General features: G+C 61.0%; 14 protein-coding genes. 10 read left to right on the forward strand and 4 right to left on the reverse strand.

Annotation, left to right across the window (positions count from 1 at the left end; translation table 11 throughout):
• Positions 1-111: 111 nt before the first annotated feature.
• Together ACFFP0_RS08320 and ACFFP0_RS08325 are read right to left on the reverse strand one after the other, a co-directional pair.
• Positions 112-375 (reverse strand): hypothetical protein, encoded by a 264-nt coding sequence (locus ACFFP0_RS08320; protein ID WP_377258890.1) that lies wholly within the window; start codon positions 373-375, stop codon positions 112-114.
• A gap of 114 nt (positions 376-489) precedes the next feature.
• The gene (locus ACFFP0_RS08325) at positions 490-948 is read right to left on the reverse strand and encodes a hypothetical protein (RefSeq protein WP_377258893.1); all 459 of its coding nucleotides are present in this window, start codon (positions 946-948) and stop codon (positions 490-492) included.
• Positions 949-1,485: 537 nt separating this feature from the next.
• Here ACFFP0_RS08325 and ACFFP0_RS08330 point away from each other — a divergent pair.
• The 4 genes from ACFFP0_RS08330 to ACFFP0_RS08345 all read left to right on the forward strand — a co-directional run bounded on the left by ACFFP0_RS08330 (position 1,486) and on the right by ACFFP0_RS08345 (position 4,811).
• Positions 1,486-1,875: a helix-turn-helix domain-containing protein gene (locus ACFFP0_RS08330; RefSeq protein WP_377258895.1), complete on the forward strand. Its 390-nt coding sequence runs from the start codon at positions 1,486-1,488 to the stop codon at positions 1,873-1,875.
• Positions 1,876-1,946: 71 nt separating this feature from the next.
• Positions 1,947-3,086 (forward strand): MFS transporter, encoded by a 1,140-nt coding sequence (locus tag ACFFP0_RS08335; RefSeq protein WP_377258898.1) that lies wholly within the window; start codon positions 1,947-1,949, stop codon positions 3,084-3,086.
• A 13-nt stretch (positions 3,087-3,099) separates the two neighbouring features.
• The gene (locus ACFFP0_RS08340) at positions 3,100-3,789 is read left to right on the forward strand and encodes a hypothetical protein (RefSeq protein WP_377258901.1); all 690 of its coding nucleotides are present in this window, start codon (positions 3,100-3,102) and stop codon (positions 3,787-3,789) included.
• A gap of 32 nt (positions 3,790-3,821) precedes the next feature.
• Positions 3,822-4,811 (forward strand): MBL fold metallo-hydrolase, encoded by a 990-nt coding sequence (locus ACFFP0_RS08345; protein ID WP_377258904.1) that lies wholly within the window; start codon positions 3,822-3,824, stop codon positions 4,809-4,811.
• A gap of 52 nt (positions 4,812-4,863) precedes the next feature.
• Here ACFFP0_RS08345 and ACFFP0_RS08350 read toward each other — a convergent pair whose 3' ends face one another.
• On the reverse strand, positions 4,864-5,724 hold the full coding sequence (locus ACFFP0_RS08350; protein WP_377258907.1) for a helix-turn-helix transcriptional regulator: 861 nt from the start codon (positions 5,722-5,724) through the stop codon (positions 4,864-4,866).
• Positions 5,725-5,807: 83 nt separating this feature from the next.
• Between ACFFP0_RS08350 and ACFFP0_RS08355 the strand changes: the two genes are divergently transcribed.
• From ACFFP0_RS08355 to ACFFP0_RS08375, 5 genes are all read left to right on the forward strand, one after another.
• On the forward strand, positions 5,808-6,698 hold the full coding sequence (locus ACFFP0_RS08355) for an SDR family NAD(P)-dependent oxidoreductase (RefSeq protein WP_377258911.1): 891 nt from the start codon (positions 5,808-5,810) through the stop codon (positions 6,696-6,698).
• A gap of 14 nt (positions 6,699-6,712) precedes the next feature.
• Entirely contained in the window at positions 6,713-7,693 is a 981-nt protein-coding gene (locus tag ACFFP0_RS08360; RefSeq protein ID WP_377258914.1) for an SDR family NAD(P)-dependent oxidoreductase, read from the forward strand.
• A 97-nt stretch (positions 7,694-7,790) separates the two neighbouring features.
• The gene (locus ACFFP0_RS08365) at positions 7,791-9,074 is read left to right on the forward strand and encodes an NTP/NDP exchange transporter (RefSeq protein ID WP_377258917.1); all 1,284 of its coding nucleotides are present in this window, start codon (positions 7,791-7,793) and stop codon (positions 9,072-9,074) included.
• A gap of 73 nt (positions 9,075-9,147) precedes the next feature.
• Complete coding sequence (locus tag ACFFP0_RS08370) at positions 9,148-10,326, forward strand: acetyl-CoA C-acetyltransferase (protein WP_377258920.1); 1,179 nt, start codon at positions 9,148-9,150, stop codon at positions 10,324-10,326.
• Between the two features lie 93 nt (positions 10,327-10,419).
• Positions 10,420-11,358 (forward strand): LysR family transcriptional regulator, encoded by a 939-nt coding sequence (locus tag ACFFP0_RS08375; protein ID WP_377258923.1) that lies wholly within the window; start codon positions 10,420-10,422, stop codon positions 11,356-11,358.
• 20 nt (positions 11,359-11,378) lie between these two features.
• Here ACFFP0_RS08375 and ACFFP0_RS08380 read toward each other — a convergent pair whose 3' ends face one another.
• Complete coding sequence (locus tag ACFFP0_RS08380; RefSeq protein WP_377258926.1) at positions 11,379-11,483, reverse strand: DUF2274 domain-containing protein; 105 nt, start codon at positions 11,481-11,483, stop codon at positions 11,379-11,381.
• Positions 11,484-11,643: 160 nt separating this feature from the next.
• On the opposite strand from ACFFP0_RS08380, the gene ACFFP0_RS08385 reads away from it, so the two are divergent.
• A complete protein-coding gene (locus tag ACFFP0_RS08385; RefSeq protein ID WP_377258929.1) occupies positions 11,644-12,417 on the forward strand; it encodes a class I SAM-dependent methyltransferase in 774 nt (257 codons plus the stop codon).
• The last annotated feature ends 2 nt before the right edge of the window (positions 12,418-12,419 follow it).

The following is a 12,419-nucleotide window of genomic DNA, read 5'->3' on the forward strand; positions in this document are numbered from 1 at the left end:
GAAAAGCGTCGTTCCGGCCTTCTGCAGAAGGCCGGAACGACGCTCGAGACAAGCGAAACAGCAAATCAATGAAGGGGGTCAGTTCTTCGTTTCGCCTACGGGGTCAAATCTTCACTTCGCTTGACACTTGGTCGAGACCTTTCCACTCACGTCTAAATCCCCGTCGACGACCGTTACCCACGATGGCAGAGCGAGATCATCTTCAATCGTCAGGTTGCCGTGATGAATGCTGGCATCAACAGTTTCATCTTGCGGTCCGCCCGGAACCAACTGAAACCTCCCTAACGCTTCCGCTACGGTCTGATCAGGCAGGTCTTGCGCCTTTCGAGTTACAAACTTCTGCCATTCTGCGGACGTTACTTTTTCAAAACTCATAGGATCTCCCTTTCTGGGGCCGTTGACGGTAGAGGGCAAAATGACACGGGTGAAGTCCGGTCCCGGCGGATTGCGGTATAGAGGACACAATAGTTGTTGCCGATCCACCTCAGCTCAGGAGTCACCACCGGCTCGTCGGGCTTTCTCTCGATCAAGAAATTCAAGGTAAGCCTTTTGGTGACCCGCAAAGCCCTTTCTGCCATATATTTCCTCGATCCGAGAAAAGGCCTGGAACGCTCTGTCGATATCGCCAAGTTTGTACATCGCTTCGCCTTCTTGCATTAGAACTTGATGATCTTCACGATTTGGATCGTCGTACATGAGAGCCATTGTTTCGATCCATCGGAGGCAACTCTCCTTATCGCCAAGATCAGCGAAATCGATGACAAAACCGGATGAAAGGCTTTGAGGATAGTAGTCCCACTTCTCCTTGGGTTCAGGGATCAGCTCCCAAGCCTGAAGTGCTGTGCGAAGGGAAGCTTGCAAATCATCTGAAGAAAACTGCTGCCCCGATTGCTCCAGCAGCTTATCTATATGAACGCGGATATCCGTCGGTATGTCTGGCTTTCTCATCGCAACTCCAATGCTTTCGTTTCGAAAGTGCCAATGTAAACGCACCGTCAGATTCTCACCAACGGTAGCTTTTGGCGCGCTTGAACTATGGTCTGTTTGGCACCGCAATCCCCCGCAGGTCAGCCGTCCAGATGCCGGACCCAATAACGGTTTAACCGGGGCAACAGCCGGTGGCACTTACGGTGTAATTCCGACCTTTACCGGAACGGACCCCAGCTACAAGGTTGAAGTGGTTCCATGATCTTCCGCGAGAGGCGTTCGGTACACGGACGAGCCCGGCACATGGAACCGGACACGTCTGTCGCGGACAGCATAGCCGCCATCAGTCGAGATGGAGGCCCGATCGACCTCATGGCAGACGAGAAGAGTGTCATCCGTCAATGCATAGACATGGTTCGTTGTCGACGGCGAAGCGCCTGTTAAGGAACCGGAATCAGTTTGTAGAGGCCGAAACTCGAAAACAGCTTTTCCGGTTCTTGACTCCGCGCCCTTCGGGAAGCAATCTACACCCAACGTCAGGTTTAGTTAGGTGTTATTTTGTCCTCTCTCATGCAGATCGGTGAGCTTTCCGAGCGCGCCGGAGTCAGTCATCGCACGATCCACTATTACGAGCGTCTGGGGCTGGTGAAGCCGGCTGAGCGCGAGGGCGCCGGCTATCGCTACTATGACGACATCGCCGTCAAGCGTCTGGAGAAGATCGCAGCCCTCAAGCGCCTGGGTCTCAGCCTCGACGAGATTGCCGCCGTGATCGACCTCTATTTCGAGGATGGAACGGGCATCAAGGGCAAGGAGAAAGTGCTCGAAATCCTGCAAGCCCAGCTCGCCAAGGCCGACGCCCAACTTCAGGAACTGACCGGGTTCAAGCGTGATGTCGAGGCCAACATCGCCCGCATGCACAGCCTGATCGCCGAAGCGAAGCAGAAGTAGGGAAAACGCGCATGGCCGATCCACGCCCTCAATCTCAAGCTGACGTCAACTTACAAACGCGTGAGATGGGCGTGACCGGACGCCATGCCGCGCTGCTCGCCCTTCTCATGGCCTGCGGCTTCCTCGTGGTGGGGCAGCTCTATGTGACGATCCCGCTCGTCGGGGATGTCGCCGCTCGCTTCGGCATCGAGTCGGCAAGCGCGACTTTGATCGGCTCCGCCTTCGGCTTTGCCTATGCCGCCGGCTTCCTGATCTTCGGTCCGCTCTCGGATCGCCATGGCCGCAAACGGGTGATCCTGCTCGGCCTCGCGGCCATGGCGTTGGCGACCGTGCTCGTCGGGCTGGCCCCGAGCTTCGGAACGTTACTGGCGACGCGCGCCGTTCAGGGGCTGGCGGCTTCGGCGTTCCCGCCCGCAGCGCTATCCCTGGTCGCGGAAGAGCTGCCGCCTCAGCATCGCCCGCTCGGCGTCTCGCTGATGAGCTTCGCTTTTCTCGGAGCCGCGCCGCTCGCACAATTCTTCGCAGTCCAGACGGGCGGCGGACTGCCAACGATCATGTTCGAGCTTGCGCCCCTCTATCTCGCGGGCGCCGCTGGGCTGTTCTTCGTTGCCAGCCCGGAGACGCGCCGGGCAAGCGCGCTATCGGAAGAGCGAGGCTCGCAGCTCGCTTCGCTGATCGGGGACACCGGAATTCTCGCCGCATGGGTGGCGGCCGTCACGGTGCTGTTCGGGTTCGTTTCCTTCCATGCCGGCGCGCTGGCCCTCGGCCCCAGCCTCGGTGTCGATCTCCAAACCCTCCGTATCGTCGGGCTGCCACCGATGCTTCTGGCGTTCGCAGCCGCGCCGGTGACAAGGCGTTGCGGCCCCTCCGTCACCGCGAGAACCGGCTTGCTGCTGTCGGCGCTGGCACTCGGCCTCGCCGTCGCCGGCACGCCAACCGTCCTTCTCGTCGCCAGCGTCCTTCTCTCCGCCGGCGTCGCCCTCGCAGTGCCGGGCCTTATCGCCACTGTGGCGGGGTGCGCGACCAATGCAAATCGTGGCCTAGCCCTCGCCGTCTACAGCTTCTGCCTGTTCCTCGGAGCGAGCGTCGCGCCGCCTGTCGCGCAGGGGCTGTCCGGCCTCGGCACCGTGCCGCTCTGGCTGCTGCCGACCGTGCTGCTTGTAGGCGCAGCACTCGGCATTCGCCGATCGAAAGCTCCCAACCCGACCTGAAGGAAAACGAGCCATGCCTTGCATCCGACCCGTCATTGCCGTCGCGGCGCTCGGCCTGTTCGCCGGAGGCACCGCCACCGTCGTCCTGGCCGATACCAAGAAAGGAAACGCCATGCCTGTCGCAGCCGTCGCAACCCGTCGCGTGAATGCGGCCATCGAAGCCGCCATGCCTGCCGGGCATCGTGAGACGGCCCGCCGTTCCGTCACTGTCGATGGCGAACGAGCCGAACTCGTCCGCTACGAGCGAACGGACGGCCGCAACGCCGTGCTCGGCGGCGAGCATTTCAGCACGGTCATCGCCGCGGACGGACGCCTGAAAGGCTTCGCCCGCATGGATCTCGATCTCGTCGGCGGCGAGCTGCCGTCGCGCGAGGAGACGCAGGCCATCGCCATGGATTTCCTGCGCACGGCCGCGCCCGATCTGCTGCCGGTCCTCAAGATCAGTTGGATCGAGCCGCATGACGAACCGCTGCGCGTCACTCGCGACGGGCAGGCGGAAAAACTGACGTTGACCGGCATGAAGGTGAAGATGCGCAACAGCGCCGACGGCCGCTGGATGTGGATCATCGTCGGCGCCGACCGCAAGGTCATGGTGTTCGAGCGCGACATCGTGTGGGTGACGTTCCCCGGCCACCGCCAGACCGAAAAATGGCTGCACGATTCCTGGCTCGCCGAGAAGGGCCTGACCGCGCGCGCCTCGTAACCGGCCCGACCAACGAAAAAGGGAGAATGTCCATGAACAGACGCGAACATCTCAAGCTCACCGGCCTTACGGCCATCGCCGCCGTGACGGGAACGATACCTCCCGCCTCGACCGCGAGGGCACAGACCTCTACGGGCGCGACGTCACTGCTCGTCAATCTCGGCGTCTATCGCTACCGAGTCGGCGATTTTACCGTCACCGCTATTCAGGATGGTGGCTTCGCCGGGCCTCCGCTGGAGCGTGTCATCACCAACGCCGAGTTCCCGGCCGTGCAAGCGGCGCTAGCCGATGCCTTCCAGCCGACCGACCGTTTTCCGATCACCTTCACCACGCTGGTCGTGGAGACCGGACAGCACACGGTCGCGATCGACGCGGGCGCGGCCGGGTTTTTCGGCCCGACCGCCGGGCGTCTGCCCGCCGGCCTCGCTGCTGCCGGCATCGATACGGCCAAGGTCGATGTCGTATTGCTCACCCATCTGCATCCCGACCACATCACCGGCCTGCGCACAGCCTCGGGCGACCTCCTGTTCCCCAACGCGACGATCCACGCGCCAGAGGTGGAATTGGGCTACTGGCTCGACGAAGCGACGGCCGGGCGCGCCGCCGATGCGGCAAAGCCCTTCTTTCAGAACGCCGTGCGCGTGCTCGGCCCGGTCTCGGGCGCGATCATCCGTATCTCCGGCGAGAAGGAAGTCATTCCCGGTATCACCGCCATTCCGGCACATGGCCATGCGCCGGGCCACACCGTCTATCAGATCGCCTCCGGCAATGACGGGCTGCTGGTGATCGGCGACGTTGCCAACAATCCCGCGCTCTTCGTGCGTTATCCCGACTGGCAGCCGATCTTCGACATGGATCGCCCGATGGCGGTAGAGACGCGCAGGCGCCTTCTCGATCGCGCCGCCACTGAGCGGCTGCATGTCGCTGGCTATCATTTCCCGTTTCCAGCACATGGCTATGTGCGTAGAGACGGCTCAGGTTTCGCCTATGTTCCGGCGCCCTGGCTTCCTCAGTACGGTTGACCGGCGACCCGTGGCGACAAGGCCGTCACTTGATGGAGATCAGGTGACGGCCTCACAGCAGCCGGAGAAGCCTGTCGAGTTTCTCCGCCGTGTCCCCTTCCTGCATCGGCGTGTAGATCACCAGCTTCAGGTCGGAATGGTCGAGGACGGCGAGCCTCGTATATTCGAACACCATGCGCCCGACGTCCGGCTGGTCGATCCGCTTGAAGCCGGCGACGGCGCTCGAGACCTCGTGCCGCGACCAGAGCACCTCGAACTCCGAACTGGTGGCGCGCAGGAACGCGATCAGACGCTCGAAATCCGGATCGCCGGCGAAGCGCACGCTGTCCGCCCGGAAATTCGCGAGCGCAATTGGCGCCATGATCTCCCAATCGACCACCTTGCGGCGATGGTCGGGATTGGCGAAAACCATGTGCATGATGTTGCGGGCATCGCCCTGCAACTGGTCGTAGTCGCCGAAGACAGCGGCCGCCGCCCGGTTCCAGGCGAGGATGTCCCAGCGCCGCCCCAGCACATAGGCGGGCTGGCGGTCCATGCTTTCCAGCATACGCAGAAGCGCGTCCGGCACGGTCTCCGGTCCCGACGGCCGCATGCCGGGCGGCGGCCGGTCGCTGAGCCGGAACAGATGCTGCCGCTCGTCCGGATCGAGTTTCAGGGCGCGGGCGATCGCCGACAGCACCTCGGCGGAAGGCCGCACGTCGCGGCCCTGTTCCAGCCATGTGTACCAGGTCGCGCCGACGCCCGCGAGCAACGCCACCTCCTCACGGCGAAGACCCGGCGTGCGCCGCCGCACGCCTTGCGGCAGGCCGGCGTCTTCCGGCGTCAGCCGCTCGCGGCGGCTGCGCAGGAAGTCGGCCAGTTCCCGCCGCCTTGTGTCTTCGTTCAGAACCTTCGCATCCATGACGCTTATCATAGCAGGATCAATACCGGGATAATATCGGTCCTGAATGAGATTTTCCGGGGGTGGCAGAGTTCCGATCAAAACGGATCGCCACCATGAACAGCCCGGATCACAAGACAGTTCTCATTACCGGATCGACCGATGGCGTCGGCCGGCGCGTGGCGCAAATCCTTGGCCGCGCCGGGCATACCGTTCTCGTCCATGGCCGGGATGCACAGCGCGCCGAGACGACCGCCAAGGAGATCGTAGCCGCCGGCGGAACCGCTCATGTCTATCTGGCGGATTTCTCGTCGCTGGCGGAGGTGCGGTCCTTTGCCGATGCCGTCTCCCGCGACCATCCACGTATCGATGTGCTGATCAACAATGCCGGGATAGGTTTCGGTCGCCCCGGCGGTCAGCGCGAGGTGAGCCGTGACGGCCATGAGCTGCGCTTCGCCGTCAACTATCTCGCGCCCTTCCTGCTGACGCGCCTGCTCCTGCCCACACTTGCGAGACGCGGCAGCCGCATCGTCAACGTCGCTTCGATCGGCCAGCAGCCCATCGACTTTGCCGACATCATGCTCACCCGGCGCTGGGACGGACAGCGCGCCTATCGGCAAAGCAAGCTCGCGCTGATCATGTTCAGCTTCGATCTGGCCGATGAATTGCGCACAGCCGGCGTGACGGTGAATGCTCTGCATCCGGCGACCTTCATGGCCACGACGATGGTCGAGGAATCCGGCATCGCTCCCTGGAGCACGATCGACGAAGGGGCAGAAGCGATCCTTCAACCTGCTGTCTCTGCCGAACTAGAAGGCAGGACGGACCTCTATTTCGAGGGCAAGCGGCCCGCGAAGGCAAACGCGCAAGCCTATGACGTCGAAGCGCGATCCAGGCTGCATGCCCTCAGCGTCGAGCTTGCCGGGCTCGCACCGGCCGACGCCCAATCGAAGTCTGCTTCCCATCAACCTTCCACTCCGAACGGAGACATATCCGCCCAACGATGAAAGGAACCATCCGCATGGCCGAGAAACCCGACGCCGCGTTTTCGACAGAACCGCGATCCGCCCCTGAAGTGGTCCCCGCCCGGCCGGGGCGACGCCAGTTCCTGACCATGCTCTCACTCGCCGCCAGCGCGATTGCTATGGCTCCCGTGGTCCTGCGGCAAGGCTCCGCTGTCAACGCCGCCGATGCGACCGGCAAGCGCACCATCCTCATCACCGGATCGACAAGCGGCATGGGGCGCAGGCTCGCCGAACGGCTGGCAGCACCCGGAACCACGATCCTCGTCCATGGCCGCAACCGCCAGCGCGGCGAAGAGGTGATGAAGGCAGTTGAGGATGCAGGCGGCGAAGCACGCTTCTACGCCGCCGACTTCTCCTCCCTCGCCGATGTCGGCAATCTCGCCGACGCGGTGATGAAGGACAACGACCGGCTCGACGTGCTCGTCAACAATGCCGGGATCTACCTCGGCGAACCGGAAACCCGCCAGCTCAGCGCGGACGGTCATGAACTGCGCTTCGCCATCAACTATCTCGCTCCCTTCGCCCTGACGCATCGGCTCGTACCCTTGCTGACGAAAAGCCGTCCCGCGCGCATCGTCAACGTCTCCTCCGCCGGCCAGAACGCGATCGAGTTCGACAACGTGATGCTGGAGCGCAGTTACAGCCACCAGCGCGCCTACGGCCAGAGCAAGCTCGCGCTGATCATGTTCACCATCGACATCGCCGAAGAACTGAAAGGTTCGGGCGTCACCGCGAACGCTGTCCATCCTGCAAACTACATGGACACGCCGATGACGCGAGACGCGGGAATTTCCCCGTGGAACAGCGTCGATGAGGGCGCGGATGCCGTGCTGCACCTGATCAATTCGCCTCAACTGGCCGAGACGACGGGGATGTATTTCAGCGGGGGAGGTCAATCACGGGCGAGTTCGCAAGCCTATGACACGGCCGCCCGTGCGCGTCTTCGGGCGCTGAGCCGCCAGCTCGTCAATACCTGATTGCCCGCGATGCCGGGGCGCGCATGGCGGGCTCCGGCGCAATTCCAATCGCGCGGGGCGCCGCTGGTCCCTGCCGTTACAAAGGACCAATACGCTTATGCTGCAATCCTATGTCACACGCCTGTTGAACATCGATCGAAGCGAAGCCGCGCCGGTGATCGCCGGCTTCCTGATGCAATTCACCCTGTTCGTCTGCTACTTCTCCATGCGCCCCATCCGCGAGACCATGGGCGTGGTCGGCGGGGTCAACAACCTTCAATGGCTGTTCACCGCAACCTTCGTCGCCACACTGACGGTCGCGCCGCTGTTCGGCTGGCTGGTCTCGCGGGTGAAGCGGCGGAACATCACACGCTGGGCGTTCGGTTTCTTCGGCCTGAACATCCTCGGCTTCGCGACGGCGATCCACCTCCATGGCGAAGCGGTCTGGCTCGCCCGCATCTTCTTCGTCTGGCTTTCCGTCTTCAATCTGATGGCGATCTCACTCGCCTGGAGCGTCCTGGTTGACGTGTTCAATTCGGCGCAGGCCAAGCGGCTCTTCGCCATGATCGCGGCAGGCGCCAGTCTCGGCGGCCTTGTCGGGCCTCTCATCGGGGTTCTGTTCGTCACACATATCGGCAACGCTGGATTGCTCGTGATCGCGGCGATGATGCTCATCGTGACCGCTCTATGCGCCGACTATCTACAGGCACGCCATGTCTCCGCCTTAGACGAAAGCCGCTCCTTGCACGACAGTTCGGCCGAAACCCGGCTTGGCGGCAATCCGTTCGAAGGTGCGGTTCATGTCTTCACATCGCCGCTGCTTTTGGGCATCGCCGTCTTCGTCGTGCTTCTCGCCAGCGTCAGCACCTTCCTTTATTTTGAGCAGGCGCGCTTCGTGGCGGAGCGTTTCACCGACCGAGCGGAGCAGACGCAGTTCTTCTCGGGCGTCGATGCGGTCGTGCAGTTCCTGACGCTGCTGATCCAGATTTTCCTGACCGGGCGCATCGCCTCGACCCTCGGCATGCGCGCCCTGCTGCTGACCGTGCCGATCCTGATGACGGCAGGCTTTCTGATGCTGAGCTTCTCGACGCTGCTCGGCATGTATGTGGTGGTCATGGTGATCCGCCGCGTCGGCGAATACGCGCTCGTGCGCCCCGGCCGCGAGATGCTCTACACATCTGTTCCCAGAGGCGACAAATACAAGGCCAAGAACTTCATCGATACGGTCGTTTATCGCGGTGCCGATGCCGTCAGCGGTTGGCTGAAGGCCGGTTCCGATATGCTGTTGAGTCCGCAGATGGGCGCCGTTGCAGGAGCCGGGATCGCCTTGGCGTGGGTATTCTCCGGCATGTACACGCTCCGCCAGCATCGTGAGGCGGAGGTGAAAATTGCGATAACTTGATGGCAGAAAGTGCTGGAGGCTCGCCGCTCCATCAAACGGGAACCATGATGTAACTGAGTTAGGAGAAACAAGCATGAGCAAGAACGAGATAGTCATTGTCAGCGCGGCACGCACACCCGTCGGAGCCTTCAACGGCTCACTCGCAACGCTTCCGGCTCACGAACTGGGGGCTGTCGCTATTCGAGCAGCCATGGCCAGGGCAAGCGTCGACCCTTCGGAAGTGGATGAGGTTATTCTTGGCCAGGTTCTGACAGCAGGCCAAGGTCAGAATCCCGCCCGCCAGGCAACAATAGCAGCTGGTTTGCCCGAAAGGACGACGGCATGGTGCCTCAATCAAGTTTGCGGCTCAGGTCTACGTGCAGTCGCTCTGGCAGCGCAGCAAATCATAAACGACGATGCTCGTATCGTTGTCACGGGTGGGCAGGAGAGTATGTCTTCAGCCCCGCACGCAGTTCACCTTCGATCAGGTGTAAAGATGGGCGGCGCGGGACTTGTCGACACGATGCTGAACGATGGTCTGACAGATGCTTTCGGCAGGTATCACATGGGAATCACGGCCGAGAACATCGCACAAAAATACCAAATCTCGCGAGAGGATCAGGATATCTTCGCGGCGAACTCCCAGAACAAAGCTGAAGTCGCGAACAACGCTGAACGTTTCAGGGAAGAGATTGCTCCTGTTACCGTGCCCTCGCGTAAGGGAGACGTGCTGGTCGACGAAGATGAGCACATCCGACCGGGGACCACGGTGGAAGCATTGTCAAAACTGAAACCGGCCTTCATTAAAGAAGGGTCCGTCACGGCAGGCAATTCCTCCGGCATCAATGACGGCGCAGCGGCATTAGTGCTGATGTCCGCTGCAGAAGCAGATCGACGGAGTATAGTTCCTCTCGGTCGCATCGCGTCTTGGGCAACGGTCGGTGTCGATCCCTCGCTAATGGGGACAGGCCCGATCCCCGCGTCAAAAAAAGCTCTGGAGAAGGCGGGGTGGAAGGTTGAGGACCTCGATCTGGTGGAAGCGAACGAGGCATTTGCCGCACAGGCATGCGCTGTAAATAAGGAAATGGGTTGGGACCCGGACATTGTGAACGTCAACGGCGGGGCGATCGCTCTCGGGCATCCGATCGGTGCATCCGGTGCACGTATCCTCGCTACGCTTCTTCACGAACTTGCCAAAAGGAATGGACACAAAGCACTGGCAACGTTGTGCATAGGCGGTGGAATGGGGATCGCACTGACAGTTGAACGCTGACGATATATCAGACCCTAGATGGTTCAACGCAGATTTCATTAAAAACCAAATTGGCAATCCGGGGAATTCCGTAAATAGCCAGGTAGAAGGTGATTGTCTGAGATCGTGTCTCCTGTTCTCAACCACATTCAACTGATGCAACTGCGTCAAGCGCTCATCGTTGCTGAGGAAGGCAGCTTTATTCGTGCTGGAAGAAGGCTCAACACGCATTACTCACTGGTGAGCCGCAAAATTCGCTACCTTGAAGAATCGGTCGGGATGAAATTATTTACCCGTGGTGGAAACGGTGTGACTCCGACGCCCGAAGGGGCGGATTTCCTTCGCGACGTTCGCCAGATCATCACCGACCTCGAAAGTGTTCTCAACCTCGCGGAAAGTGGTCGTCACAAGACGACCGGAAGCCTCTCCGTCGGCTTTTATGTATCCATGCTGGACGGTGAACTTTGCAATAGCGTTCATCACTTTGTCACCGAGTATCCGGATATTTCCCTGCAATATCTGGAGGCGCCCCGTGCTGAATTGAGAACGGCACTGAACAACCGCGCCATTGACGTCAAGGTTTCGGCATTACAGACGAGTGCCGGCAACTCGACCTTGCCTTTATGGTCAGAGCGCATTCTTGTAGCTCTCAGATTTGATCATCCCCTCGCGCTGAAGACAGAAATAAACTGGCGTGATCTGGCAGTGGAGCCGATTATCCTGCGACGCCATGAACCGGGAAATGAATTACGCGATCTGCTCCTTACGAAGATCAACGATCGATCGGCATTGCGAATTGTCCATCAGAATGTCGAACGGGATTCACTGCTCGGGCTCGTTCGCAGAGGAAACGGTTTGGCGCTTGTCTATGAGACCGACGCCGGAATACGCCATAGAGAAATCGTCTATCGAGAAATTGAGGACGGCCACCGGCCAGCACAGGTCCGCTACTACGCCCACTGGCGTTCCGAGAACAAGAACCCGGCACTAGCGAGCTTTCTCTCTGTGCTCCGAAAACGATACGGTTCCATGACATGCAATAAGCATCAATAAAGATCACAGACCATCTTCTTCTAATCGCCTAGCTTTTCTGAATCCTTATCGGTGGCCATAAACCTAGCGACCATCGGCGCGATTAATTTGGCCGGATCAGGCTGCTTGACGCTGTGGCCAGCCATTTGAGCGAGGATTGCGGCATTATCCGGACTCTATGAAATGTCTCACGACCGTGATGCCGGTTGCCTGCGATGAACAGGACGCCGGCACTTACCCACGACGATTGCTCGGAACAGGCGGTCCACCCTGTTCCTCCAAGGCACTCGCGGGTAACATGACGCCATGTCAAAGCAGAGCGACAGATTTCAGACGGCAAGCGACCGTTATGCGCAATTCCGCCCGCGATACCCGGATAGCATTGTCCGTAGGGTCGCCGGACGGATCGTGGCGGTTCCCGTGGAATCTGCATTGCCTGTGCTCGATGTCGGCAGCGGCACAGGCATCTTCACACGGCAACTCGCGGCCGCCTTGCCCCAAGGCATGCCGATAATCGGGATAGAACCATCGTTCCGGATGCGCGAGCAGGCGATGGTGCAGCCAGCGTCTCTTTCCGTCTTCTATCGCGACGGCAACGCCGAGCACCTGCCTGTTGAGGATGGCGGCGCGCGAGGCGTGGTGGCGGCGACGGCCGCGCATTGGTTCGACCGGCCCGCCTTCTATCGCGAAGCCGCCCGAGCCCTGCCTTCAGGTGGTATCCTCGCCATCGTCGAGTATGTCCGTGACGAACAGTCTCCGGCCGCGTGCGCTGTGGTCGACTTCCTTGCGCGGCATGGGGAAGCGCGCGCCTACTCCCGTCCCGATTACACCGCCGAGCTTGGTGCTCTTGCCGGCTTCGGACAATTGGAGGAGGTGAGAGAGCCGGTGACTTTTCACCTCACCCTTCCGGAGTTTGCGGGACTGGCTCTCTCGTCCTCCCACGCGCGCAAGATCGTCGAGGATATGGGAGAGGCCGAAGCGACTGCACGGCTCCAGGCGATCGGCAGCGGACTGAGCGACAACGACGGCAAAGTGCCCTACGGCTATGTCTTTCAGATTTTCATGACGCAACGTGCCTGAAC

This window comes from Neorhizobium puerariae (genome assembly GCF_042429745.1).
Classification (GTDB): domain Bacteria; phylum Pseudomonadota; class Alphaproteobacteria; order Rhizobiales; family Rhizobiaceae; genus Neorhizobium; species Neorhizobium puerariae.